Source organism: Mesorhizobium sp. SP-1A (assembly GCF_032460275.1).
In the GTDB taxonomy this organism is placed as follows: Bacteria; Pseudomonadota; Alphaproteobacteria; order Rhizobiales; family Rhizobiaceae; genus Mesorhizobium.
Genome location: NZ_JAVXZD010000001.1, coordinates 590,324 through 614,174, shown reverse-complemented (window position 1 = coordinate 614,174; position 23,851 = coordinate 590,324). Strand labels below are relative to the sequence as shown.

Annotated in this window: 22 protein-coding genes; 11 read left to right on the top strand and 11 right to left on the bottom strand. The window is 65.6% G+C overall.

Annotated elements, in window-relative coordinates; all coding sequences use genetic code 11:
* Nucleotides 1-11: 11 nt before the first annotated feature.
* The 3 genes from QU595_RS02930 to QU595_RS02920 all read right to left on the bottom strand — a co-directional run bounded on the left by QU595_RS02930 (nt 12) and on the right by QU595_RS02920 (nt 2,615).
* The gene (locus QU595_RS02930; RefSeq protein ID WP_315920664.1) at nt 12-1,034 is read right to left on the bottom strand and encodes a LacI family DNA-binding transcriptional regulator; all 1,023 of its coding nucleotides are present in this window, start codon (nt 1,032-1,034) and stop codon (nt 12-14) included.
* 38 nt (nt 1,035-1,072) lie between these two features.
* On the bottom strand, nt 1,073-1,990 hold the full coding sequence (locus QU595_RS02925) for a DMT family transporter (protein ID WP_410000492.1): 918 nt from the start codon (nt 1,988-1,990) through the stop codon (nt 1,073-1,075).
* Between the two features lie 157 nt (nt 1,991-2,147).
* A complete protein-coding gene (locus QU595_RS02920) occupies nt 2,148-2,615 on the bottom strand; it encodes a MarR family transcriptional regulator (protein WP_315919026.1) in 468 nt (155 codons plus the stop codon).
* Between the two features lie 276 nt (nt 2,616-2,891).
* On the opposite strand from QU595_RS02920, the gene QU595_RS02915 reads away from it, so the two are divergent.
* From QU595_RS02915 to QU595_RS02895, 5 genes are all read left to right on the top strand, one after another.
* Complete coding sequence (locus QU595_RS02915; protein ID WP_315919024.1) at nt 2,892-3,986, top strand: GTP-binding protein; 1,095 nt, start codon at nt 2,892-2,894, stop codon at nt 3,984-3,986.
* A 6-nt stretch (nt 3,987-3,992) separates the two neighbouring features.
* Nucleotides 3,993-4,967 (top strand): WD40 repeat domain-containing protein, encoded by a 975-nt coding sequence (locus QU595_RS02910; RefSeq protein ID WP_315919023.1) that lies wholly within the window; start codon nt 3,993-3,995, stop codon nt 4,965-4,967.
* Between the two features lie 69 nt (nt 4,968-5,036).
* Nucleotides 5,037-6,419 (top strand): aspartate aminotransferase family protein, encoded by a 1,383-nt coding sequence (locus tag QU595_RS02905; protein ID WP_315919022.1) that lies wholly within the window; start codon nt 5,037-5,039, stop codon nt 6,417-6,419.
* 43 nt (nt 6,420-6,462) lie between these two features.
* On the top strand, nt 6,463-7,851 hold the full coding sequence (locus QU595_RS02900; RefSeq protein ID WP_315919021.1) for a glutamine synthetase family protein: 1,389 nt from the start codon (nt 6,463-6,465) through the stop codon (nt 7,849-7,851).
* 58 nt (nt 7,852-7,909) lie between these two features.
* The gene (locus tag QU595_RS02895) at nt 7,910-8,539 is read left to right on the top strand and encodes a UdgX family uracil-DNA binding protein (RefSeq protein WP_315919020.1); all 630 of its coding nucleotides are present in this window, start codon (nt 7,910-7,912) and stop codon (nt 8,537-8,539) included.
* A gap of 140 nt (nt 8,540-8,679) precedes the next feature.
* Here QU595_RS02895 and QU595_RS02890 read toward each other — a convergent pair whose 3' ends face one another.
* The 4 genes from QU595_RS02890 to QU595_RS02875 all read right to left on the bottom strand — a co-directional run bounded on the left by QU595_RS02890 (nt 8,680) and on the right by QU595_RS02875 (nt 13,107).
* Nucleotides 8,680-9,945, bottom strand: coding sequence for a glycerate kinase (locus tag QU595_RS02890; protein WP_315919018.1), 1,266 nt, complete (start codon nt 9,943-9,945; stop codon nt 8,680-8,682).
* A gap of 35 nt (nt 9,946-9,980) precedes the next feature.
* Nucleotides 9,981-10,484: a heme-degrading domain-containing protein gene (locus tag QU595_RS02885; RefSeq protein ID WP_315919017.1), complete on the bottom strand. Its 504-nt coding sequence runs from the start codon at nt 10,482-10,484 to the stop codon at nt 9,981-9,983.
* A gap of 83 nt (nt 10,485-10,567) precedes the next feature.
* Nucleotides 10,568-11,881 (bottom strand): guanine deaminase, encoded by a 1,314-nt coding sequence (gene guaD / locus QU595_RS02880; protein ID WP_315919016.1) that lies wholly within the window; start codon nt 11,879-11,881, stop codon nt 10,568-10,570.
* A complete protein-coding gene (locus QU595_RS02875; protein WP_315919014.1) occupies nt 11,878-13,107 on the bottom strand; it encodes a urate hydroxylase PuuD in 1,230 nt (409 codons plus the stop codon). Before QU595_RS02875 ends, guaD begins: the two co-directional genes overlap by 4 nt.
* 135 nt (nt 13,108-13,242) lie before the next feature.
* Between QU595_RS02875 and QU595_RS02870 the strand changes: the two genes are divergently transcribed.
* Nucleotides 13,243-14,163 (top strand): LysR family transcriptional regulator, encoded by a 921-nt coding sequence (locus QU595_RS02870; protein WP_315919013.1) that lies wholly within the window; start codon nt 13,243-13,245, stop codon nt 14,161-14,163.
* Between the two features lie 125 nt (nt 14,164-14,288).
* Nucleotides 14,289-14,777: a DNA starvation/stationary phase protection protein Dps gene (gene dps, locus QU595_RS02865; protein ID WP_315919012.1), complete on the top strand. Its 489-nt coding sequence runs from the start codon at nt 14,289-14,291 to the stop codon at nt 14,775-14,777.
* Between the two features lie 25 nt (nt 14,778-14,802).
* Here the strand turns inward: dps and xdhC are convergent, their stop codons facing one another.
* From xdhC to uraH, 4 genes are all read right to left on the bottom strand, one after another.
* Nucleotides 14,803-15,678 (bottom strand): xanthine dehydrogenase accessory protein XdhC, encoded by an 876-nt coding sequence (gene xdhC, locus QU595_RS02860; RefSeq protein WP_315919011.1) that lies wholly within the window; start codon nt 15,676-15,678, stop codon nt 14,803-14,805.
* A gap of 72 nt (nt 15,679-15,750) precedes the next feature.
* Complete coding sequence (xdhB, locus tag QU595_RS02855; protein ID WP_315919010.1) at nt 15,751-18,105, bottom strand: xanthine dehydrogenase molybdopterin binding subunit; 2,355 nt, start codon at nt 18,103-18,105, stop codon at nt 15,751-15,753.
* Between the two features lie 3 nt (nt 18,106-18,108).
* The gene (gene xdhA, locus QU595_RS02850; protein WP_315919007.1) at nt 18,109-19,593 is read right to left on the bottom strand and encodes a xanthine dehydrogenase small subunit; all 1,485 of its coding nucleotides are present in this window, start codon (nt 19,591-19,593) and stop codon (nt 18,109-18,111) included.
* Between the two features lie 4 nt (nt 19,594-19,597).
* The gene (uraH, locus tag QU595_RS02845) at nt 19,598-19,972 is read right to left on the bottom strand and encodes a hydroxyisourate hydrolase (protein WP_315919006.1); all 375 of its coding nucleotides are present in this window, start codon (nt 19,970-19,972) and stop codon (nt 19,598-19,600) included.
* A 181-nt stretch (nt 19,973-20,153) separates the two neighbouring features.
* On the opposite strand from uraH, the gene puuE reads away from it, so the two are divergent.
* Genes puuE through QU595_RS02825 form a run of 4 tightly spaced genes read left to right on the top strand, consistent with a single transcriptional unit; the run spans nt 20,154 to nt 23,564 of the window.
* Complete coding sequence (gene puuE / locus QU595_RS02840; protein ID WP_315919004.1) at nt 20,154-21,587, top strand: allantoinase PuuE; 1,434 nt, start codon at nt 20,154-20,156, stop codon at nt 21,585-21,587.
* Between the two features lie 41 nt (nt 21,588-21,628).
* Nucleotides 21,629-22,462, top strand: a complete 834-nt coding sequence (locus tag QU595_RS02835) for a bifunctional allantoicase/(S)-ureidoglycine aminohydrolase (protein WP_315919002.1) — start codon at nt 21,629-21,631, stop codon at nt 22,460-22,462.
* A gap of 2 nt (nt 22,463-22,464) precedes the next feature.
* On the top strand, nt 22,465-22,974 hold the full coding sequence (locus QU595_RS02830; protein WP_315919001.1) for an ureidoglycolate lyase: 510 nt from the start codon (nt 22,465-22,467) through the stop codon (nt 22,972-22,974).
* Nucleotides 22,971-23,564, top strand: a complete 594-nt coding sequence (locus QU595_RS02825; protein ID WP_315919000.1) for a nucleoside deaminase — start codon at nt 22,971-22,973, stop codon at nt 23,562-23,564. The genes QU595_RS02830 and QU595_RS02825 overlap by 4 nt, the downstream gene beginning before the upstream one ends.
* Nucleotides 23,565-23,851 lie beyond the last annotated feature (287 nt).

Below are 23,851 nucleotides of genomic sequence, written 5' to 3'. Positions count from 1 at the left end.
GCACACGCAGGTCAGCTGCGCTCCACCGGTCTGCCGGTCGACTGCCGCACGTGCAGTTCCGGCTTGATGAGTTCCTGCGACGGGCGCACGGCCTGTCCGTTCAGCTTGTCCAGCAGGGCGCTGGCCGCGCGGCGGCCGACTTCGCGCTGGCCGTTCCACACGGTGGTGAGGGCGGGCGTGGCGATGGCCGCCTCCTCGAGATCGTCATAGCCGGTCACCGACACGTCTATGCCGGGGACCAGTCCGGCCCGCGCGATGCCGTTCATGAGGCCGATGGCGACGAGATCGTTCCAGCAGCAGGCCGCCGTGGGCTTGTCCTTCAGCGCCAGGAACTGGCTGGCCGCCTCGAACCCGCCCTGCTTGGTGCGCGGGCCCGGAATGCGCCAGGACGGCCGCACTTCGAGGCCCGCGGCTTCCATGGCGTTGACGTAGCCCCGGTAGCGGTCGCGGCCGGTGGAGGTGTCGTCGGTGCCGCCGATCATGGCGATGCGCCGATGGCCGAGCGAGATCAGGTGATTGGTGGCGAGCGCCGTGCCATAGGCGTCGTCGCCGCGAAAGACCGGCACATGCGCGCCTTCCACGTCGCGGGCGATCAGCACCGCCGGCAGCCCGTTCTCCTGCGCGGTCAATATGTCGGAGGCTGGCGTGTCGATGGCCGGCGACATGATCACGCCGTCGGCGCCCAGTTGCAGCAGCGTGTCGATGAAGGTGCGCTGCTTTTCGAGCTGGTCGTAGTGGTTGGAGAGCAGGAAGGTCTGCCGGCTGCGGTCGAGCTCCTGCTCGATGGAGCGCAGGATCTCGGCATAGAAGGGGTTCATGATGTCGTGGACGACGACGCCGACGATGCCGGAGCGGGAAGTGCGAAGCGAAGCCGCGCGGCGGTTGTAGATATAGCCGATCTCGCGCGCATGTTCCTTGATGCGCTCGCGCGTCGATCCGGCGACCAACGGGCTGTCCCTCAGCGCCAGCGACACGGTGGCGGTGGAGACACCCAGCGCATCCGCGATGGTGGAAAGCTTGATCTTCTGTGCCAGAGCCCGCCTCCCGCTCCGATTTAAAATCTTTAAACTGTTTAAAGCGGGTTTATGCCACCCTCCGGCCGGGAATCAAGCTTTTTCGCCAGCGAACCGGTTTCGGCATCGAGCGCGGCGCGGTTCCGCACCCTCAGCCTGTGTTCGCGATGGACGATGTAGAGGCCGCTGCAGACAATGATCGCGGCGCCGACCAGCGTCCAGCGGTCGGGAAACTGGTGGAAGACGAGCCAGCCGGACAAGATCATCCACAGCATCTGCAGGTAGGGATAAGGCGCAAGCGCCGTCGTGGTAGCCAGCCGGTAGGCCTGGATCAGCACCCAGTGGCCGACGCCGCCGAGCACGCCGAGCAGGAACAGGACCAGCCACAACCGCGGATCGTCCGGCAGCGACACCGAGAAAGGCAAGGTCGGCATCAAGAGCGCGACCGGCGCCAGCGCGGAATAAAGAATGAGGCTTTCCGGGGTTTCGCTGGCCGACATGCGCCGGGTCATGATGACGTAGAGGCTGTTCGACAGCATCGAGCAGAGTGCGAAGACATGGCCGATGCCGAACACGCCGATGCCCGGCCGGGTGATGACCAGCACGCCGACAAATCCTATCCAGATGGCCAGCCAGCGCCGCCAGCCCGCCCATTCGCCGAGCATCGGACCGGCGAGCGCGGTTATCACCATGGGGCCGAAGAAATAGATGGACGTGGTTTCGGCCAGTTGCAGCGTGCGCAGCGCCAGCACGTTGAAGATGGTCGAGCCGAACAGGAAGACGCCGCGCAGTATATGGGCGGCAAGATTGTTCGCGCGAAAGCGGCCGAGATGCCGCCAGCCGCGAAACAGCGCCATCACCAGCACGACATGGACGGCAAAACGCATCCAGGCGATGAACAGCGGCGCGATGCCGGCGAGCACCAGATATTTGCTGCTGGTGTCGAGCAGGGTGAAGAAAATATAGGCGCAGACCATGTAAAGGATGGCCGCCGGCGGCGTCGCCGTCTCGTCTTGTCTGTGGGAAGCGCTCACGCCAGTGCCGGACCGGATCGAAGATGGAGCCCGTTATTTGCTGGAAGACCGGTCGGCGGGCAAGATGCGGCCGGCAAAATAAGCGCCGGCCGGCAATGCGTCATTCTTCGAAATTCTCGTCTTCCTCGATGGCGATCTCTTCGTCGGTCAAATTCGCCTCGATGCGGGCCAGAAGCTTGAAGAGCGCCTTCTGCTCCTTCTTGTCGAGGCCCTTCAAAGCCTGCTTTTCCGTCTTCCTGACGGATTTCTCGATGGCCTGGATGGCGTCGCGGCCGATATCGGTGAGGAAAATGTGGGCCTGGCGCGCGTCCGAATTGGAGGCGCGTTTCTCCAGGAAACCCTGCGCCTGCAAACGGTTGATGGTCTTGGTGATGGTGGGCGGGCGCACGCCCAGGCGATCGGCGAGACCGCCCGGCGTCTGGCCGTCCTCGCGGCCCAGAGCCAGCATGATCTGGTCCTGCCCGGCATAGAAGCCATGCGTCAGCAACCTCGCCGCGAGCGCCGTGCGCGCCAGCCGCGCGGCCGAATGCAGCCGGCTCATCGTCGCGGTTTTGTCGGCCTTGACCATGCTCGTTCTCCCGGAATGCGTGCTTCCACATCAAGCAGCGCACCGTCCGGTGGTCGAGTTCGCCGGAGCGGCGGCGCCAATTGCTTTGCCGGCAAGCCTTGCCAGGCACATGCGGCTATTGGCAGAGGTTTGTTTCAGTTGCATGACAAAGAACCAACTCGCATTGCCCTGAAGCAAAAAAAAGCAGCCGGGATGCGTGCTGACCCGTGGATTTGGCGGGTGCAAAACCGTCGCCCTCATCCTATATGGGGACCAACTCCGTTTCGAGGTATTTCCATGAGCGACGCACAGACGCAGATTCCCGTAACCGTGCTGACCGGCTATCTCGGTGCCGGCAAGACCACGCTGCTTAACCGCATTCTCTCGGAAAACCACGGCAAGCGCTATGCCGTCATCGTCAACGAGTTCGGCGAGATCGGCATCGACAACGACCTGATCGTGGAATCCGACGAGGAGATCTACGAGATGAACAATGGCTGCGTGTGCTGCACCGTTCGCGGCGACCTGATTCGCGTGGTCGAAGGCCTGATGCGCCGCCCAGGCCGCTTCGACGCCATCGTGGTGGAGACGACCGGCCTCGCCGATCCGGTGCCGGTGGCCCAGACCTTCTTCATGGACGACGACGTGCGCTCCAAGACGCGGCTGGACGCGGTGGTTGCGCTGGTGGACGCCAAGCACCTGCCGCTGAGGCTGAAGGATTCCAAGGAGGCCGAGGACCAGATCGCTTTCGCCGACGTGATCCTGCTCAACAAGACCGATCTGGTGACGCCCGAGGAACTGCGCGACGTGGAAGCGACGGTGCGCGCCATCAACCCGGCGGCCCGCATCCACCGCACCCAGCGCTCCGGCGTGGCGCTTTCCGACGTTCTGGACCGCGGCGCCTTCGATCTTTCCCGCGCGCTGGAGAACGACCCGCATTTCCTCGACGCCCATGACGAGCACGATCACGACCATGAGTGCGGCCCGGATTGCGACCACGACCATCATCACCACCATCATCATGGGCACGATCACCACCACGATCATGATCATCATGGCCACGACCACGCGCATCCGTCCGCAATCCACGACGTGACCGTGCAGTCGGTCTCGCTGCGGGGCGGCGAGATGGATTCGCGCAAATTCTTCCCATGGATCGAGAAGATCACGCAGATGGAAGGGCCGAACATCCTGCGGCTCAAGGGCATCATCGCCTTCAAGGACGATCCCGACCGCTACGTGCTCCAGGGCGTGCACATGATCCTGGAGGGCGACCACCAGCGCCCCTGGAAGGACGGCGAGAAGCATGAGAGCCGACTGGTCTTCATCGGCCGCCAGCTCGACGCCGAGCGGCTGAAGAAGAGCTTCGAAGCCTGCCAGGCCGCGGCCTGACGCCTCATGCCCACAGTCGCCCCGCTCGATCTCGAAGGCCATTGCATCGCCGCCGTCTTCCTTGACGACGTGCCGCATTTCGCTTTTGCCGATGGCTCCATCCACAGGCTCGACCAGGGCCACAAGATTGAGCCGGCCAATGACGGCCTGCTCTGCGCCGTCCATGACGCGGCCGGCGACCGGCTGATCACCGGCGGAGAGGACGGCAAGGTCTTTTCCGTCCGCCCCGGCGGCAAGGTCGAGGAACTGGCCGAGGCCGGCAGGAAATGGATCACCAGCGTGGCCGCAGGCCCGCAGGGCGCGGTCGCCTACGGTTCGGGACGCACGGCCTATGTGCGCTTCGCGGACGGCAAGGTGAAGGAGTTCCAGCATCCGCGTTCGGTCGAGGGCCTCGCCTTCGCGCCGAAGGGCATGCGCGTCGGCGTGGCGCGCTACAACGGCGCGACGCTGCATTTCCCCGCCGCCGACGGCAAGCCCACGGAACTGGAATGGGCCGGCGCGCATACGGGCATCACCTTCTCGCCGGACGGCCAGTTCCTGGTCACGACCATGCAGGAGAACGCGCTGCACGGCTGGAAGCTGGCGGATGGCAAGCACATGCGCATGAGCGGCTATCCGGCGAAGGTGAAAAGCCTGTCCTGGGCGGCGAAAGGCCGCTGGCTGGCGAGTTCCGGCGCACCGGCAGCGATCGTCTGGCCCTTCCAGGGCAAGGACGGACCGATGGGCAAGGCGCCGCTGGAACTGGGCACGCGCGGCAACACGCTCGTCACCTGCGTGGCCTGCCACCCAAGCCAGGACGTGGTGGCGATCGGCTATGACGACGGCATGGTGATCGCGTCGCGGTTCGCGGACGCCAAGGAAGTGCTGCTGCGCCGGCCGGGCAAGGGCGCGATCACCTCGATGATGTGGGATCGCGAGGAACGGCGCGTCGTTTTCGGCAGCGCGGCGGGCGATTGCGGCGTCATCGACATCGCCGGCTGAGGCTGAGCTGAAGCCCGATTGAAGTCCCGCCCCCAAATTGGCTATGACTGGCAGCCAGGAGGGGGTTCCATGAACGCGATTGCCAAAACCGCGCTGGCCGTAGGCGGTATTTCATCCGAGCGGATCGCCCGGCTTCGTGGGGACGAGGCCGGCATCTTCCGCAAGGCACGGCCGAAATCGCAGGCCAAGCTCGGCAACGGCATTGCCGGCTTTCTCGACGGTGTGCCGATGCACTGGATGAAGGACTGGCCGACGCCCTTCCCCATCCTTGTCGATCGGGCCAGGGGCGCGACGATCACCGACATCGACGGCAACCGGCTGGACGATTTCTGCCTTGGCGACACCGGCTCCATGTTCGGGCATTCTCCTGCCCCGGTGGCGCGCGCCATCCGGCGGCAGGCCGGACGCGGCCTCACCTATATGCTGCCGTCCGAGGACGCACTCGCCATCGGGCCGCTGCTTCAGGAAAAATTCGGCCTGCCCTTCTGGCAGATCGCCACCACGGCCACCGACGCCAACCGCTTCGCGCTGCGCGTCGCGCGCGCGGTCACCGGCCGGGAAAAGATACTGGTCTTCAACGGCTGCTATCATGGCGCCGTGGACGAAACGATGGTGCGGATGAAGGACGGCCACGCCGTCAACCGGCCGGGCCTGGCCGGCGAGTTCCGTGACCTGACGCGCGCCACAAAGATCGTCGAGTTCAACGACATTCCGGCGCTGGAAGCCGCCCTTGCCGACCGGCAGGTGGCCTGCGTCATCACCGAGCCGGTGCTAACCAACAGTTGCATGGTCCTGCCCGAGCCCGGGTTCCACGAGGTCCTGCGCCGCCTCACGCGCCAGGCGGGCACGCTGCTTCTGATCGACGAGACGCACACCATTTCCACCGGCCTTGGCGGCTATACCCGCGCGCATGGGCTGGAACCCGACCTGTTCGTGCTCGGCAAGCCGGTGGCCGGCGGCGTTCCGGCCAGCGTGTGGGGCATGAGCGAGGCGGTTGCGTCCCGCTATGCCGACTACAACCGCACGAAGGAGCCCGGTTATTCCGGCATGGGCACCACGCTTTCGGCCAATCCGCTCCAGTTCGCCGCCATGCGCGCGACGCTGGAGGAGGTGATGACGGCGGACAACTACACGCATATGGAGCATCTGGCGCGGCGGCTGGATGCCGGCCTCACCGCCGCCATCGATCGTCACGGCCTGCCCTGGCACGTCGCCCGGGTCGGCGCGCGCGTCGAGTTCATCTGCGCGCCGGGGCCGCTCAGGAACGGCGGCGAGGCGGAAAACGCGCATGCGCCGGAGCTGGAGGCCGCGATCCATGTCGCGCTGGTCAACCGCGGCGTGCTGATCGCGCCGTTCCACAACATGATGCTGGTTTCGCCGGCGACGACCGCCCGGCAGGTGGACCGGCTCATTCTGGCATTCGGCGATGTGGTCGGGAAGCTTTCGGCATGATGCCAGCCCATGCCACCAGATTTTCCGGAAAGAAGGGCCAATCATGACCTCCCCCACCGGCTCGACCGCGGACGAAGCCGCGGCATTTCTGGAAGCCCATCCGGACATCGAGGCGTTCGACATAGTGCTGACCGATCCCAACGGGGTCGGCCGCGGCAAGATCATCCGCCGCCATGAGCTTACGGGCCTTTACGAGAACGGCCGGCACCTGCCGATCTCGATCCTCGGGCTCGACATCACCGGCGAGGACGTGCACGAAACCGGCCTGATCTGGGATTCCGGCGACGGCGACCTGCGCGCCTGGCCGGTGCCCGGCACGCTGGTGCCGCTCCACGGCACCAGTCCGGGGCGCGGGCAGGTACTGATGACCATGCACCATCTCGACGGCACGCCGATGACCTCCGATCCGCGCCATGCGCTGGAGCGGCAGGTCGAACGGCTGGCGGGAATGGGCCTGCACCCTGCGGGCGCGTTCGAACTGGAATTCTTCCTGCTGGCCAACGAGCGTGACGGCAACGGCCGCGTGCAGCCCGCCCATGCCGTTCTGGACGGCCGCAAGAGCGGCAAGACGGAGGTCTATTCCGTCGACCACCTGCACGGCATGGAGCCGCTGTTTTCCGACATCTATGCGGCTGCAAGGGCGCAGGGCATCCCGGCGGAAACCGTGATCTCCGAATATGCGCCCGGCCAGTACGAACTGACGCTGAACTACCGGAAGGACTGCTTACGCGCCGCCGACGATCTGGTCATGCTGAAGCGGCTGGTGCGGGCGCAGGCGCGGCGGCACGGCGTCACCGCCTGTTTCATGGCCAAGCCGATCGAGGAATATGCCGGTTCCGGCATGCATTTCCACGTCTCGATGCTCGACGACAAGGGCCGCAACATATTTTCCGAAGCGCCGGGAGAACAGTGGTCGGCGAAACTGCTGCACGCGCTGGGCGGCCTGTCGCAGACCATGGCCGAGTCCATGCTGGTCTTCGCGCCGCACGCCAACAGCTGGCGGCGTTTCGTCTCCCAGTCCTATGCGCCGGTGGCGCCGACCTGGGGCGTCAACAACCGCTCGGTGGCGCTGCGGGTGCCGGCCGGCGACGTCAAGGCGCGCCGCATCGAGCACCGCCCGTCCGGCGTGGACGCCAATCCCTATCTGGTGGCGGCGACCGTTCTGGCGGGCATCGTCAAGGGGCTGGAGGAGAAGCTCGATCCCGGCGCGGAAACCACCGGCAACGGCTACGAAGCCGCCGCCGGGGCACGCGGCACCATGCCGGCCGACTGGCGCGCGGCGATCGAGGCAGCCAAGGCTTCGGAGTTCCTGAAGGGCGCTCTCGGCCCCGATCTTCACCGCACCTTCACGGCGGTCAAGCAGGCGGAATATCTGCGCGTCGCCCGCACGGTGAGCGAACTCGACTATCACCTCTACCTGCACGAGGTTTGAAGCAGGCTGCCGCGGGAACCTTGGCCGGCCTCGCCCATTGGGTTGCAGGAGGCCGACCATGGCAAATCCCGATATCGTTCATGCAAAACCGGACGGCGCCGCGCCTTCTCTGTCCGACGCGCGCAGAGAGGCGAGAACCTGTCGGCGCTGTGACCTGTGGAAACATGCGACCCAGACCGTCTTCGGAGAGGGACCGCAGACCGCCGACGTGATCTTCGTCGGCGAGCAGCCGGGCGACCAGGAGGATTTGGCCGGAAAACCTTTCGTCGGGCCGGCGGGCCGCATGTTCGACGCGGTGCTGCAGGAGGCTGGCATCGACCGGCTGAAGACCTATGTCACCAACGCGGTGAAGCATTTCAAGTTCGAGCCGCGCGGCAAGCGGCGCATACATTCCAAGCCGAACGCCGGCGAGATCCGCGCCTGCCGCTGGTGGCTGGATCAGGAACTGGACTTCATCCGGCCAAAGCTGGCGGTGGCGCTTGGCGCGACGGCCGCGCAGGCGCTGACGGGCAAGGCGGTGCCGGTGACGAAGATGCGCGGCCAGGTGCTCGAACGTGACGACGGGCTCGGCGTCTTCCTCACCATTCACCCCTCCTTCATCCTGCGCATCCGCGACGCGGCGGACAAGGACGCCGAGCGGGCGCGTTTCCTGCGGGACATGCAGGCCGTGAAGGCCCTGATGGGGTGAGCGGGCAGCGATTGCGCTCCCCTCACCACGCTTCGGGCCACACCTCAACGGGAAGAGGCTGGAAAGGCGCCGGTCCCGCAACCTCCTCTCCCTTGGGAAGAGATGGCGAGCGTGGCGAGCCGGTGAAAATCCGTGCGGACCTACCGCACCAATATCGCCCGGAGATCGTTGACATTCGTGCCGGTGGGGCCTGGCACGAAGAGGTCGTTCACCGCATTGAAGGCGGTCCAGGCATTGTTGCCGGCAAGCATCGCCTTCGCGTCGAGCCCCGCCGCGCGCATGCGGGCGACGGTTGAGCCGTTGCAGAAGGCGCCGGCATTATCCTCGGAGCCGTCGATGCCGTCCGTGTCGGCCGCCAGCGCGTCGATGCCTTCCACCCCGTTCACCCCGATGGCGAAAGAGAGCAGGAACTCGGAATTGCGGCCGCCCTTGCCCTTGGCGCGCAGCGTCACGGTCGTCTCGCCGCCGGACAGGATCAGCACCGGCTTCTCGAACGGCCGGTTCCGGACAGCCACCTCGCGCGCGATGGCCGCATGGACCGAGCCGACCTCGCGCGCCTCGCCTTCCATCGAATCGGACAGGATGACGGCCTCGATGCCCTGCCGCTTCGCTTCCTGCGCCGCCGCTTCCAGCGAAACGGCGGCCGAAGCGATGAGATGCACCTCGTTGCGGGCAAAGCGCCTGTCGTCCGGCTGCGGCGCGTCGGCCGCAGGCGAATTGAGATGCGCCATCACCGCCTCGGGCAGCTTCATGCCATAGGTTTCGACGGCCGCCAGCGCATCCTGCCGGCTGCCCGTGCTCGGCACCGTCGGCCCGGAGGCCACCAGCGCCGGATCGTCGCCCGGAATGTCGGACACCACCAGCGAAACGACCTTCGCCGGCCACGCGGCGGCGGCAAGCCGCCCGCCCTTGATGGTGGAGACGTGCTTGCGGATGGTGTTCATGGCCGCGATCGGCGCGCCGGACGCAAGCAGCGCCTCGTTGACCGCGATCTCGTCGGCCAGCGTCAGGCCCTCCGCCGGCGAAGGCAGCAGGGCCGAACCGCCGCCGCAGACCAGCGCGATGACCAGATCGTCCTCGGTGAGACCGGAAACCTTGTCGAGCAGGCGCCGCGAGGCTTCCAGCCCGGCGGCGTCGGGCACGGGATGCGCCGCCTCGATCACCTCGATGCGCCTGGTGGGCGCGCTGTAGCCGTAGCGGGTCACCACCAGCCCTTCGAACGGCCCTTCCCAGGCGTTCTCGAAGGCGGCCGCCATCTGCGCGGCCCCCTTGCCGGCGCCGATGACGATGGTGCGGCCCCTGGGCCGTGCCGGGAGATGGTTGCGGATGGTCTTTTCGGGATCGGCGGCGGCGACCGCCGCTTCGAAGATCGATACGAGGAAACGCTTGGGGTCGAACGAACTCATCTGCCTTGTTGTCCTCGCTGTCGGAATCCGTGGTTTCAATCGCTTGCGGCGGGAAGCGCCAGTTCGTCGCGGCTGCGGCCGAGATGGTCGCACAATGCGTCCACCGTCACGGCATGGTCGTCGCGCTCGGGCAAGCCGGAAACGGCGATCGCGCCGATGACGCCGGCGTTCCTGACGGTGATCGGGAAGCCGCCGCCGGCGAGCACGTAGTCCGAGACGTCCAGTCCCTCGCCGGGCTTGAAGGTGCGGTCCGGCCGCCCCTGTTCCAGCACCATGCGGTAGCTGCTTCTCAGGAACCGTCGCACGACATTGATCTTGCGCCGCGTCCAGTCCGGATTGGAGGCGTCGGAACCCGGCAGCGCCGCGTAAAACAGCGGCCGGTCGAAGGTGCGGATATCGACGACGACGGGCAGGTTCTGCGCCAGGGCGCGCGCCCGAACGGCGGCGCCGAGGTCGAAGGCGACGCCCTCGTCAAAGGCGTCGAACACCAGTTCCGCCTCCTGCCGCCTGATCCAGTCGATGTCGTCGTTGGCCGACATGTTCCCCTCCTCCGGAGCACGGGGGACGCTTTGTACGACAACTGCCGCCGGGTCAAGCGGTCAGCGGCATTCCGGAGGCGTCATCAGGCCGCAAGGTCGCTCTTTGCCGGACGGCCGGCGACATAGACCTCGCTGATCGCGCGGTCGTCGCCGACGGTCTGCAACAGGAAAAGCTCGGCGGCCAGCGTGTCCACCGTTTCCATGCGCAACCTGGTCAGCGGCGTGGCGCGGCTGTCGAGGACGGTGATGTCGGCGTCGGTTCCGGGTTCCAGCGTGCCGACATTGCGCACGATGGAAAGAGCTTCGGCGTTACCGCGGGTGATCTGCCAGAACGACTGGAAAGGATTGAGCTTTTCGCCGTTCAAGGCGATCACCTTGTAGCCCTCGTCCATGGTGCGCAGCATGGAATAGTTGGTGCCGCCGCCGACATCCGTGGCCGCCGCGATGCGAAGCGGCTTCTCGCGCCTGCGGAAGCGCTGGTAGTCGAACAGGCCTGAGCCGAGGAACAGGTTCGAGGTGGGGCAGAACACCGCCACCGCGCCGGTTTCGGAAATCGCGTCGGCCTCGCGCTCGCCGAGATGGATGCAATGGCCCAGCAGGCTCTTGCGGCCGAGCAGGCCGTAGCGCTCGTAGACGTGCGTATAATCCTTCGCCCAGGGGCAAAGCTCCTGCGTGAAGGCGATCTCGGCATGGTTTTCCGACAGATGCGTCTGGATGTGCAGGTCGGGAAATTCCCTCGCCAGCGCGCCGGCCATCTCCATCTGCTCCGGCGTGGAGGTGATGACGAAACGCGGCGTGATGGCGTAGTGCTGGCGGCCCTTGCCGTGCCAGGCCTCGATCAGCGCCTTGCTGTCGTCGTAGCCGGACTGCGGCGTGTCGAGCAGGCCTTCGGGCGCATTGCGGTCCATCATCACCTTGCCGGCGATGTTGAGCATGTTGCGGGCGTGGCTTTCCTCGAAGAACGCCTCGGCCGACTGCTTGTGGACCGAGCAATAGGCAGCGACGGTGGTGGTGCCGTGCCGCACCATCTCGTCCAGGAACAGGCGCGCGACGCGGCGGCCATATTGCGCGTCGCGGAATTTCGTCTCTTCCGGGAAGGTGTAGGTGTTCAGCCACTCCAGCAGTTCGGCGCCGTAGCTGGCGATGATCTGCAATTGCGGGAAATGCACATGGGCGTCGATGAAGCCCGGCAGGATGAGGTTCGGGCGATGGTCGACCTTCCTGGCGTTGTCGCCCGCCTGTTTCTCCACCTCGGCATAGGCACCGCTTGCGACGATCCTGCCGTCGCGGATCAGGACGCCGCCGTCCTCCTCATAGGCGTAGGCGGATTCGTCGTGGATGGTCTCGGGCCAGCGCAGGAAGGAAAGCGTGCGTCCACGCAGAAGCAGATCGTTCATTTCGCGGCACTCCCCTTCGCGTCCTCGAACCAGGCAACCAGAAGGGCGCGCTCCTCGTCGCTGATCTGGGTGATGTTCGCCGGCGGCATGGCATGGCTGCGGCCGGCCTGCAGGTAGATCTCCTTGGCGTGCTCGGCGATGGCCGCATCGCTGTCCAGCACCACGCCCTTGGGCGCGTGGTAGACGCCCTCATAGGCGGGCTCGGCGGTGTGGCACATGGCGCAGCGGCCCATCACCGTGTCGCGCACGGCCGGGAAATGCGCCGAGGCGATATAGACCTGCGCCTCGGCCGAGGCCCTTGGCTCGCCGGTCAGCACCTTCGGCACCGTCGACAGCCAGATGATGACGATGAACAGGATGCCGGCGGCAAGCCAGGTCCAGGTCGGGTTGCCCTTGCGGGCGTGCTGGGTGTTGAAATAGTGCCGGATCAGGACGCCGATGATGAAGACCAGCGAGGCGATGACCCAGTTGAACTGCGTCCCGAACGCCAGCGGGTAGTGGTTCGACAGCATCAGGAACAGCACCGGCAGCGTCAGGTAGTTGTTGTGCAGGGAGCGCTGCTTGGCGATCTTGCCGTATTTCGGGTCCGGCTTGCGGCCGGCGATGAGGTCGGCGACGACGATCTTCTGGTTCGGGATGATGACCATGAAGACGTTGGCCGACATGATGGTGGCGGTGATGGCGCCCAGATGCAGGAAAGCGGCGCGACCGGTGAACAGGTGCGTCAGGCCCCAGGCCATGAACACCAGGATCACGTAGAGCAGGATCATCAGCCCGGTATCGGCCTTGCCGATGAGCCAGCGGCACAGAAGATCGTAGACGATCCAGCCGGACGCCAGGCAGGCCAGCGAGATGCCGATCGCCACCGGCACCGACACATCGAGCACGCTCGGATCGATCAGGAAGAGATTGGCGCCGGTGTAATAGACGATGGCCAGCATGGCGAAGCCCGACAACCAGGTGGCGTAGGATTCCCATTTGAACCAGGTCAGGTGCTCCGGCATCTCCGCCGGCGCGACCAGATATTTCTGGATGTGGTAGAATCCGCCGCCGTGGACCTGCCACTCTTCGCCGAAGGCGCCCGCAGGCAGGCCGGGCCGCTGCCGAAGGCCAAGGTCCAGCGCGACGAAATAGAACGACGAGCCGATCCAGGCGATGCCTGTGATGACATGCAGCCAGCGCACGGCAAACGCCAGCCAATCCCAGAAAATGGCAAAGTCGAGCATGGGTCCTCCCTTCCTGCGAAGCCGCGACTTTAAGCCGTGCCGTCCAAACGGAAAGAGGTCGTTGTCACCAGCACTTTCAAAAAAAATTGGAAAATACTACCTTCCAGCTACGCAGCTAATGAGCCACGGGGGCGCATGTCCTATCTCGACAATATCGCCGTGTTCGTCCGCGTCGTCGAACTGGGCAACCTTTCGGCCGCCGGCCGCGACATGCGCATTTCCCCAGCTGTCGCCTCGAACCGGATCAAGGAACTCGAGAAGCATCTCGGCGTGCGCCTGTTCAACCGCACGACGCGGCAACTGATGCCGACGGAGCACGGCACCGTCTTCTACGCCGGCGCCAAGCAGGTGCTGCAGGCGATCACCGAGGCGGAAGCCTCCGTTTCCGCGCTTTCGGGCCAGCCGCGCGGCACCATCCGCGTCACAGCGCCGCTCGGTCTCGGGCGCCGCCTGATCGCCTCCGGCATACCCGAGTTCCACGACAAATATCCCGACATCGAAGTGCGGCTGCGGCTGTCGGACCACAATGTCGATATCCTGAAAGAGGGCATCGACGTCGCTTTCCGTCTCGGCCAGATCGAGGATTCCTCGCTGCGCATGCGCGGCATCATGGAATGCGCGCGCGTTCTGGTGGCTTCGCCCAAATATCTTGAATCGCGCGGCGAGCCGGTCGAGACGGCCGATCTCATCGGCAAGAAGCACGACTGCCTGATGCTGCGCTATCCCGGCAGCAAGGAGTTCTTCTGGATGTTGCAGACCCCCGCCGGTCCGCAGAAATTCGAGGTGCACGGTCCGTTCGATTCGGACGACGGCGATGTCCTGACCGGATGGGCGCTGGCGGGGCGCGGCATCATCAACAAGCCGCGCTTCGAGGTCGAGCCCTATATCAGGGACGGCCGGCTGAAGATCATCCTGCCGGACACCCCGCCGACCTCGGTGCAGTTCGCCGCCGTCTATCCGCATAAGAAGCTGCAGGACCCCAAGGTGCGCCTCCTGCTCGACTTCATGGCGGAGCGCTGCCAGCGGCTGATCAAGGACCTGCTGGCGGGGAAATAGGCGGAACCAAAGCAGTTCCCGGCGATTTACCGAAGGCGGCAAACGCGGGCGCGGGCATGTCTTTGCCTGTGCCGCTTGCCCTGAATCACCCCGGTTCTTCAGCCTTCGACAGGAGCTTTCCCCCAATGGACGCCATCGTCACCAAGAACGATCTCAAATCCAACGCCAGGGCCGAATCGATCGACCTTCTCAACGCCCGTCTCGCCGACGCGATCGATCTCGCGCTCATCACCAAGCAGGCGCACTGGAACGTCAAGGGACCGCAGTTCATCGCCGTTCACGAGATGCTGGACATGTTCCGCAAGGAAGTGGACGTCCATGTCGACGTCATCGCGGAGCGCGCGGTGCAGCTCGGCGGCACCGCGCACGGCACGTCGCAGGAGGTCTCGAAGAGCAGCGCCCTGAAGCCCTACCCCACCGACATCCACAAGATAAAGGAGCATCTGGCGGCGCTGATCGACCGCTATGCGGCGGCGGCGAAACGTGCCCGTGCCGGAATCGACGAAGCGGACCAGGCGGGCGACGCCGACACCGCCGACATCTTCACCGCCTATTCACGCACGCTGGACAAGCTTTTGTGGTTCCTGGAGGCGCATACGCAGGAAAAAGAATGAGAAGCAAGGGCGCGCGGAGGCTCAGTCAGGCGACCTGCGCGGTCGCCTGAGCTTGCTGCAATACCAGCGCCGTCATCATTTCGGCGGCGGCAAGCGCGGCAATGACGGGCGGGCGCTTGTCCTTCACCCGGTCGCCGCCGATCGGCGAAACGAGCCGTTCGAATTCGGCCTCCGAGCCGCCGGCAGTCTTCAGGTACCAGCTCCTGAAAGTGGCCTTCTTGGTCTTCGAGCCGATCATGCCGACATAGGCGGCGTCGCCGCGCTTCAAGGCCTCCGCGGCGATCAGGAAGTCGAGCGCATGGTCATGCGTCAGCACCGCGAAGACGGAGCCCGCCGGCGCATCGCGCACCGCATCCTCCGGCATCGGCGTCAGCAACGTCTCGACGCCTTCGACGATGCCCTCCAGTTCATGCGCGCGCGTCTCGACGACGATCGCGTGCACGGGCAGCAGCGCGACGGCAGCCGCCAGCGCCTTGCCGACATGGCCACCGCCGAAAATATAGAGATGCGGCAGCCGGCTTTCGCCGGCCTCGGCCGCAGCGACGAGTTGATCGGCCATGGCGTCATCGACGATGCGGATCAGCACCTCCACGCGCCCGCCGCAGCACTGGCCGATTTCCGGGCCGAGGGGGATGTCGAGCGTCGCGCACACCTCCTGGACGTCGATGCGGGCGGGCGCCGCCCTGCCTTCCGGCAGCGCGCCCAGCATCTGACGGGCCTTGTCTATGGCCATATATTCGAGCTGGCCGCCGCCGATGGTGCCGTGGATCGCCCCGGCGGAAACCAGCATGAAGGCGCCCGTCTCGCGCGGGGTCGAGCCCCTGGTGCCGGCGACCTCCACCAGCGCCAGAGGGGCGGCCGAACCCAGAAACGTCTTCAAATCCTGCAAGGCGGCAGTCATGTCCAGTCTCCATGGACCGGGGCGGTGGAACGCGACCATTTCACCAAATATAGTCCCTGATCGCCGGCGGCGCTATTTCGCCGCCTGCGCCTTCAGCCGTTCGATCGCCATCAGCACGCGCTCCGGCGTGGCCGGCGCATCGAGACGCGGACAGATCTTGTGACCGGCGACGCTCGCCACCGCGTCCGACAGCGCATGGAGCACCGACAGGCCGAGCGGCAGCGGCGGCTCGCCGACCGCCTTGGAGCGGTGGATGGTCGGCTCGTAGGCCTCGGACCAGTCCGTCAGCGCCACGTTGAAGATCTTGGGCCGGTCGGAGGCCAGCGGGATCTTGTAGGTGGACGGCGCATGCGTGCGCAGCCGGCCCTTGCCGTCCCACCACAGTTCCTCCGTGGTGAGCCAACCCATGCCCTGGATGAAGCCGCCCTCGACCTGGCCAATGTCGATGGCCCTGTTCAGCGAACGCCCGGTGTCATGCAGGATGTCGGTGCGCTCCACCACATATTCGCCGGTCAGCGTATCGACGGACACTTCCGAGCAGGCCGCGCCGTAGGCGTAGTAATAGAAGGCGTGGCCACGGCCCTTGGCGCGATCCCAATGGATTTTCGGCGTCTTGTAGAAGCCGGCCGCCGAGAGCTGGACGCGCGCCATATAGGCCTGCTTGACCAGTTCGTTGAACGAGATCTCCTGATTGCCGATGCGCACCCGGTTGGGCAGGAACACGACCTGGTCGCGCGGGATCTGATGCGTCTCGGCGGCGAAATCGATCAGCCGGTCCTTGATCTGCCGCGCGGCGTTCTGGGCGGCCATGCCGTTCAGGTCGGCGCCGGACGAGGCTGCCGTCGGCGCCGTGTTCGGCACCTTGGCGGTGGTGGTGGCGGTGATCTTGACCCGGTCGATGTCGATCTGGAATTCCTCGGCAACAACCTGCGCCACCTTGAGATGCAGGCCCTGCCCCATCTCCGTGCCGCCATGGTTCATGTGCACCGAACCGTCGGTGTAGACATGGACCAGCGCGCCGGCCTGGTTGGATTCGGTCTTGGTGAAGGAAATGCCGAACTTGACCGGGGTCAGCGCCAGGCCGCGCTTGACGAAGCGGCTGTTGGCGTTGAACGCAGCGATCTCGCGCCGGCGCCGCGCATAGCCGGCGCTTTCCTCAAGCTCCGCCACGATGCGCTGGATGATGCAGTCCTCGACCTTCTGATGATAGGGCGTGACGTTGCGCTCGCCCTTCACGCCCATGGCGTCGTAGAAATTGAGCTTGCGGATTTCGAGCGGGTCCTTGCCGACGGCGAAGGCGATCTCGTCGATGACGCGTTCCGCGCCGACCATGCCCTGCGGGCCGCCGAAGCCGCGGAAGGCCGTGTTCGACACCGTATTCGTGTAGAGCGGCGCCGATTTGGCGTGCACATGCGGGAAGAAATAGGCGTTGTCGCAATGAAACAGCGCCCGGTCGCCGACGGGACCGGAAAGGTCGGCGGAGAAGCCGCAGCGCAGCGCGAAGGTATAGTCGATGCCGAGAATGCGGCCCTCGTCGTCGAAACCGACATCGTAATCGATGGCGAAATCGTGACGCTTGCCGGTGGCGGTCATGTCCTCGTCGCGGTCGAGCCGGACCTTGACCGCGCGCTTCAGCTTCTTGGCAGCGATCGCGGCAATGGCCGCGCACTGGTTGGCCTGGGTTTCCTTGCCGCCGAAGCCGCCGCCCATGCGGCGCACCTCCACCGTCACGGCATGGCTCGGCACGCCGAGCGCATGTGCGACCAGATGCTGGGTTTCGCTCGGTCCCTGCGTCGAGCAATGGACGATGACCTCGTCATCCTCGCCCGGCACCGCCAGCGAGACCTGGCCCTCGAGGTAGAAATGGTCCTGCCCGCCGAGCCGCATGCGGCCCTTGATGCGGCGCGGCGCCTTTTCCAGCGCTGCCGCGGGGTCGCCGCGCTTCAGGACCAGCGGCGTGGTGACCTGCCTGTCCTTTTCAGCATCCAGGTCCCAGATGTCGACGACGGCGGGAAGCTCCTCATATTCGATCTTGGCGAGCCGCGCGGCGCGGCGTGCCTGCTCGCGCGTCTCGGCGATGACGCAGAAGATCGGCTGGCCGTGGAACTGCACCTTGCCTTCGGCGAAAACGGGGTCGTCGTGCATGTTCGACGGCGAGACGTCGTTCTCGCCGGGAACGTCCTTGTAGGTCAGCACATCGACCACGCCGGGCGCGGCGCGCACGGCCGACAGGTCGACCGATTTCAGCGTCCCGTGGGCGACATTGGACAGGCCGAGGCCGGCGTGCAACGTGCCCGCCGGCTCGGTGATGTCATCGATATAGACAGCCGTGCCGGCGACATGCTTGTGCGCGGAATCGTGGCGCTGGCTGGTGTGGACGCCGCCAACGATCTTGTGGGCTTTCAGGTTCGGGGTGTGCTTGGTCATGGCTTAGGCGGCCTCGTATCTGGACACCTGGAGCGGCGCCTTGGTTCCCGACGTTTCCATGTAGAAACGCAGAAGCAGGTTTCTTGCCGCCAGCGCGCGGTATTCGGCGGTCGCGCGCATATCGGTCAGCGGCGTGAAGTCCTCGGCATATTTCGCCATCGCGGCTTCCACCGTCGCTTCCGTCCACGGCTTGCCGACCAGCGCGTTCTCGACCGCCGTGGCGCGCTTCGGCGTCGCGGCCATGCCGCCATAGGCGATGCACACCGTCTCGACGGTGCCGTCGGCGGCGAGCTTCAGCCGGAAAGCGCCGAGCGTCGCGGTAATGTCCTCGTCGCGGCGCTTGGTGACTTTGTAGACCGCGTATTTCTCGTCCTTCGCCGGGATCGGCACCTGCACGGACTCGACGAATTCGCCCGGCTGGCGGTCCTGCTTGCCGTAGGCGATGAAGAATTCCTCCAGCGGAATGGTGCGGCGCGCCGCGCCCTTGCGGAGCGTCAGCGCGGCGCCCAGCGCGATCAGGGCCGGCGGGGTGTCGCCGATGGGCGAGCCGTTGGCGATGTTGCCGCCGATGGTGCCCATGTTGCGCACCTGCTCGCCGCCGATACGCGAAATCAGCGGCCCCAGTGCCGGGATATGGCGCGACAGGGTGGAAAACGCTTCCGTATAGGTCACGCCCGCGCCGATGCCGACGACGCCGTCCTTCACCGAAATCGATTTCAGGTCGTCCAGCCCGGCGATGAAGACCGCGGGGGAGATGTCGCGCATGTGCTTGGTCACCCACAGGCCGACATCGGTGGAGCCGGCGACCACGACGGCGCCGGGCGATTCTTCCAGCACGGCGGCGAAATCGTCCGCGCTTGCCGGCACGACGAGGCGATGCTTGCCCTCGCCGATCTCGACGCGCGCGCCGTCACGCAAGGCCGCCAGGCGCTTCTTCATCTCCTCCCGCTCGGCCAGCAGCGGGTCCTGCGCGGCCTTGCCATAGCTGGAGACGGCGCGCGCGGCGCGCATGATCGCCTCATAGCCGGTGCAGCGGCACAGATTGCCCTGCAAGGCGATCTCGATCTCGGCGTCGGACGGGTTCGGAGACTTCATCCAGAGCCCGTAGAGCGACATGACGAAGCCCGGCGTGCAGAAGCCGCACTGCGAGCCGTGGAAATCCACCATGGCCTGCTGCACGGGATGCAGCTTGTCGCCCTCGCCGGCCAGATGCTCGACCGTAACGACATGGCAGCCGTCCAGAGACCCCATGAAGCGGATACAGGCGTTGACGCTTTCGTAGGTGAGGTCGCCGCCCGGAGCCAGCCTGCCGACCAGCACGGTGCAGGCGCCGCAGTCGCCTTCGGCGCAGCCTTCCTTGGTGCCCTTGAGCAGGCGATCCAGGCGCAGCCAGTCGAGCAGCGTCTGGTCGGGCGCGACGTCGCGTACCGCCACGTCGCGGCCATTGAGGATGAAGCGAAGCTCGGAACGGGTTTTCACGGCCGCCATGATATCAGCTTCCCCTGTATGTCGAGTAGCCATAGGGCGAAACAAGCAGCGGCACATGGTAGTGCCTTGCCTCGGACATGCCGAAGCGGATCGGCACGATATCGAGGAAGGCCGGCTCGGGCAGGTTCACGCCCTGCCGGCGCAGATAGTCGCCTGCCGAAAAGACCAACTCGTATTCGCCGGTGCGGAACTCCTCGCCGGCCAGGAGCGGCGCGTCGCAGCGGCCGTCATGGTTGGTGACGACGGTCTTGAGGTGCCGGCGGTCGCCGCCGTCCAGCCTGAACAACTCGATCGACAGGCCGGAGGCCGGCTTGCCGGTCGCAGTGTCCAGCACATGGGTCGTCAGACGCCCCCCATGCTCCTGCGAGCTTCCTCCCATAGATGCCTCCATCCCACTTCGAACATATCGTTGAAATCTGCGCCAATTAAAGGTCAGGCGCCGGTCGCGGTCGAGGAGAGTGCGACAAAAACACTTTCAAAAATTTTGAGGGGAATATACGGACGCGCGTTTCGCTTATTCTTGGCTAACTTAACGGAAGCGACCCGTCGGGAGGAGATGCATGCGGTACGAACGCGATATGCGCGGCTACGGAGCCAATCCGCCGGACGCGAAATGGCCGGGCGGGGCGCATGTGTGCGTGCAATTCGTCGTCAATTATGAGGAAGGCGGCGAGAACTGCGTGCTGCACGGCGACAAGGCCTCGGAAGCGTTCCTGTCGGAGATCGTCGGCGCCGCGCCCTGGGTCGGCCAGCGCCATTGGAACATGGAGTCCATCTACGAATACGGCGCGCGCGTCGGCTTCTGGCGCCTGCTCAATCTTTTCAGGGACTCGAACGTGCCCATCACCTGCTACGGCGTGGCCACCGCGCTGGCGCGCTCGCCCGACCAGGTGGCGGCCATGCAGCAGGCCGGCTGGGAGATCGCCTCGCACGGGCTGCGCTGGATCGACTATCGCGACCACACCATCGAGGACGAGCGCCGCGACCTCGAGGAAGCGGTCAAGCTGCATTACGAGGTGACCGGCGCGCGCCCGACCGGCTGGTATGAAGGGCGCACCTCGGCCAACACCGTCCGGCTGGCCGCAGAGGAAGGCGGCTTCGAATATGTCTCCGACACCTATGCGGACGAACTGCCCTACTGGTACGAGTTCGACGGGCCGGACGGCGAGACCAGGCCGCAGCTCATCATCCCCTATACGCTCGACGCCAACGACATGCGCTTCGCCACGCCGCAGGGGTTCAACAGCGGCGACCAGTTCTTCGCCTATCTGAAGGACAGCTTCGACACGCTCTATGAAGAAGGCCGGAACGGCCGGCCCGCCATGATGAACATCGGCCTGCACTGCCGCCTGATCGGCCGGCCGGGGCGGGTCGCGGCGCTGAAGCGCTTCGTCGACTACGTGAAGAGCCACGACAAGGTATGGCTGGCCCGGCGTATCGATATCGCCCGTCACTGGAAGGAACATCACCCCTATGTGCCGCAGGCATCGAGGCCTTCGAAGATGGGCTTCGAGGAGTTCGTGCAGCGCTTCGGCAGCATCTTCGAGCATTCGCCCTGGGTGGCCGAGCGCGCCTACGAACTGGAGCTAAGCCCCGCGCATGACAGCGCCGGCGGCTTGCACAACGCGCTTTGCCGCGTGTTCCGGGCCGCCAGCGAGAGCGAGAGGCTGGAAGTGCTGAAGGCCCATCCGGATCTGGCGGGCCGGCTGGCGGCGGCGAAACGGCTGACCCCGGAATCGACCCGGGAACAGGCGTCCGCGGGGCTCGACGCCCTGACCGACAAGGAGCGCGAGCTGTTCACCAAGCTCAACGCGGCTTACGTCACCACCTTCGGCTTCCCCTTCATCATCGCGGTCAAGGGCAAGACCAAGGACGAAATCCTCGCAGCCTTCGAAAAGCGCATCGGCAACAGCCGGGCGGAAGAGTTCGCCACCGCCTGCGAACAGGTCGAGCGGATCGCGCTGCTGCGCCTCAAAGACATGCTTCCCCAATAGATCGTTCCGAGACGGGTCACGAACCGATGGATATGATGAAGATGGCAGACCGAACCTATTATGCGCCGAAGGGCGGCCTGCCGCCGCAAAGCGATCTCGTGACCGACCGCGCCGTGTTCACCGAGGCCTATGCGGTGATCCCGAGGCGCGAGTTCAGCGACATCGTCACCAGCTTCCTGCCGTTCTGGGAAAAGACGCGGCTTTGGGTCATTGCCAGGCCGCTCTCCGGTTTCGCCGAGACCTTCTCGCAATATATCATGGAAGTGCAGCCGGGCGGCGGCAGCGACCGGCCCGAACAGGATGACGGCGCCGAGGGCGTGCTGTTCGTGGTCGAAGGCGAGATCACCGTTACGCTGGGCGGAAAGGCGCATGTCCTGACGCCGGGCGGTTACGCCTTCCTGCCGCCCGCGAGCGGCTGGAAACTGCGCAACGACGGCAACGCCACGGCGCGCTTCCACTGGGTGCGCAAGGCTTACGAGTTCGTCGACGGCCTCGACCTGCCGGAACCGATATTCGTCAACGAGAACGAGATCGCGCCGAACCCGATGCCGGAGACGGAAGGGCGCTGGGCGACGACGCGTTTCGTCGATCCCGCCGACCTGCGCCACGACATGCATGTCACCATCGTCACCTTGCAGCCGGGCGCCGTGATCCCCTTCCCCGAAACGCATGTGATGGAGCACGGCCTTTACGTGCTGGAAGGCAAGGCGGTCTACCGGCTCAACCAAGACTGGGTCGAGGTGCAGGCCGGTGACTTCATGTGGCTGCGCGCCTTCTGCCCGCAGGCCTGCTATGCCGGCGGACCCGGCAATTTCCGCTACCTGCTCTACAAGGACGTCAACCGGCACGCCAAGCTGGGCGGATGGGGGCGCTGAAAATGGACAGGACAATCGTCGCGAAGCCGCTGACCCGCGAGGCCTTCGCCGAATTCGGCGACGTCATCGACATGGACGGCGCCAACCGTTTCCCGATCAACGGCGGCAAGACGGAACGCCACCACGATCTCGCCACCGCCGAGGCGACGGGGCCGAACGCGCGCGTAATCGTGTCCATGGCGCGCGGCCAGCCTTACGAATTCCCGCTGCAGCTTTCCATGGTGGAGCGCCATCCGTTCGGCAGCCAGGCCTTCATCCCGCTGTCGCCGCGTCCCTTCGTGGTCGTCGTGTGCCATGACGGGCCGGACGGTCCGGGCGAGCCGCACGCTTTTCTGACCAAGCCCGGCCAGGGCATCAACTATCCGCGCAACCTGTGGCACGGCGTGCTCACCCCCGTGGGACAGGAGCAGGATTTCCTCATCGTCGACCGCACCGGCGACGGCTCCAATCTCGAGGAGTTCCATTTCTCGCATCCCTACGAGATCCACCTGCCGCAGGATGCCGATAAATGACGGACGTTTCGCTGATCGACCGGCTGCTCGACGTGGTCGAGCACGACATCGTGCCGAAGACCGCCGAAGGCGTGGCCAAGGGCAACAAGCTGTTCGGCGCGGCGATCCTGAAGAAGGACGACCGCTCGCTGGTGATCGCGGAAACCAACAACGAGATCGAGAACCCGCTCTGGCATGGCGAAGTGCATTGCCTGAAACGCTTCTACGAGATGCCGAAGGCGGAACGGGTGGACACCAGGGACACCATCTTCCTGGCCACGCACGAGCCCTGCTCGCTTTGCCTTTCGGCCATCACCTGGACCGGTTTCGACAATTTCTACTATCTGTTCAGCCACGAGGATTCGCGCGACAGCTTCGCCATCCCGCACGATCTGAAGATCCTGAAGGAGGTCTTCACCCTGGATCCGGGCGGCTACAACGCCGAAAACGCCTACTGGAAGAGCTATTCCATCCGCCGGCTGGTGCGCTCGCTGCCGCAGGCCGAGCGGGAGCGGCTGGAGGCGCGCATCGCCGCTATCTCGGCGACATATGACCGGCTCTCCGACACATACCAAACGGGCAAGTCGAACAACGACATCCCGTTGAACTGATCGGCCCTCGCCGTCGATCTGGCCTGTCCCGCGCCGGCGCCGCGATCATGTATGGCGGGCGGCGTGGCCAGCATGTCCCGTGTAACGCACGGTACTCCCGCGCGGCGGCCCGCCGCCGGGCGACAGTAAAATATTTGCGACGTGGCTCCGCGCCGTCCGTGATTCCCGGCTGACGGTGCAGGACAGCGTCTTGCGCGGCAAAAACCGGGGTTTTTCACAGGTTTTCGGGAAAGTCTTTACGTCCCTGTCTTCCTTGCCGGCGCAGCGATTGGCCTGGCTGCGTCATG

What these genes read in the sequence shown, in the direction of transcription:
- QU595_RS02830 (WP_315919001.1), top strand. Translation starts at nt 22,465, where the DNA reads ATGGACAGGACAATCGTCGCGAAGCCGCTGACCCGCGAGGCCTTCGCC.
- xdhA (WP_315919007.1), bottom strand. Translation starts at nt 19,593, where the DNA reads ATGGCGGCCGTGAAAACCCGTTCCGAGCTTCGCTTCATCCTCAATGGC.
- QU595_RS02910 (WP_315919023.1), top strand. Translation starts at nt 3,993, where the DNA reads ATGCCCACAGTCGCCCCGCTCGATCTCGAAGGCCATTGCATCGCCGCC.
- QU595_RS02920 (WP_315919026.1), bottom strand. Translation starts at nt 2,615, where the DNA reads ATGGTCAAGGCCGACAAAACCGCGACGATGAGCCGGCTGCATTCGGCC.
- QU595_RS02870 (WP_315919013.1), top strand. Translation starts at nt 13,243, where the DNA reads ATGTCCTATCTCGACAATATCGCCGTGTTCGTCCGCGTCGTCGAACTG.
- QU595_RS02915 (WP_315919024.1), top strand. Translation starts at nt 2,892, where the DNA reads ATGAGCGACGCACAGACGCAGATTCCCGTAACCGTGCTGACCGGCTAT.
- xdhC (WP_315919011.1), bottom strand. Translation starts at nt 15,678, where the DNA reads ATGACTGCCGCCTTGCAGGATTTGAAGACGTTTCTGGGTTCGGCCGCC.
- QU595_RS02885 (WP_315919017.1), bottom strand. Translation starts at nt 10,484, where the DNA reads ATGTCGGCCAACGACGACATCGACTGGATCAGGCGGCAGGAGGCGGAA.
- QU595_RS02900 (WP_315919021.1), top strand. Translation starts at nt 6,463, where the DNA reads ATGACCTCCCCCACCGGCTCGACCGCGGACGAAGCCGCGGCATTTCTG.
- QU595_RS02890 (WP_315919018.1), bottom strand. Translation starts at nt 9,945, where the DNA reads ATGAGTTCGTTCGACCCCAAGCGTTTCCTCGTATCGATCTTCGAAGCG.
- QU595_RS02925 (WP_410000492.1), bottom strand. Translation starts at nt 1,990, where the DNA reads ATGGTCTGCGCCTATATTTTCTTCACCCTGCTCGACACCAGCAGCAAA.
- QU595_RS02895 (WP_315919020.1), top strand. Translation starts at nt 7,910, where the DNA reads ATGGCAAATCCCGATATCGTTCATGCAAAACCGGACGGCGCCGCGCCT.
- guaD (WP_315919016.1), bottom strand. Translation starts at nt 11,881, where the DNA reads ATGAACGATCTGCTTCTGCGTGGACGCACGCTTTCCTTCCTGCGCTGG.
- QU595_RS02875 (WP_315919014.1), bottom strand. Translation starts at nt 13,107, where the DNA reads ATGCTCGACTTTGCCATTTTCTGGGATTGGCTGGCGTTTGCCGTGCGC.
- QU595_RS02825 (WP_315919000.1), top strand. Translation starts at nt 22,971, where the DNA reads ATGACGGACGTTTCGCTGATCGACCGGCTGCTCGACGTGGTCGAGCAC.
- QU595_RS02835 (WP_315919002.1), top strand. Translation starts at nt 21,629, where the DNA reads ATGGCAGACCGAACCTATTATGCGCCGAAGGGCGGCCTGCCGCCGCAA.
- dps (WP_315919012.1), top strand. Translation starts at nt 14,289, where the DNA reads ATGGACGCCATCGTCACCAAGAACGATCTCAAATCCAACGCCAGGGCC.
- QU595_RS02905 (WP_315919022.1), top strand. Translation starts at nt 5,037, where the DNA reads ATGAACGCGATTGCCAAAACCGCGCTGGCCGTAGGCGGTATTTCATCC.
- uraH (WP_315919006.1), bottom strand. Translation starts at nt 19,972, where the DNA reads ATGGGAGGAAGCTCGCAGGAGCATGGGGGGCGTCTGACGACCCATGTG.
- xdhB (WP_315919010.1), bottom strand. Translation starts at nt 18,105, where the DNA reads ATGACCAAGCACACCCCGAACCTGAAAGCCCACAAGATCGTTGGCGGC.
- puuE (WP_315919004.1), top strand. Translation starts at nt 20,154, where the DNA reads ATGCGGTACGAACGCGATATGCGCGGCTACGGAGCCAATCCGCCGGAC.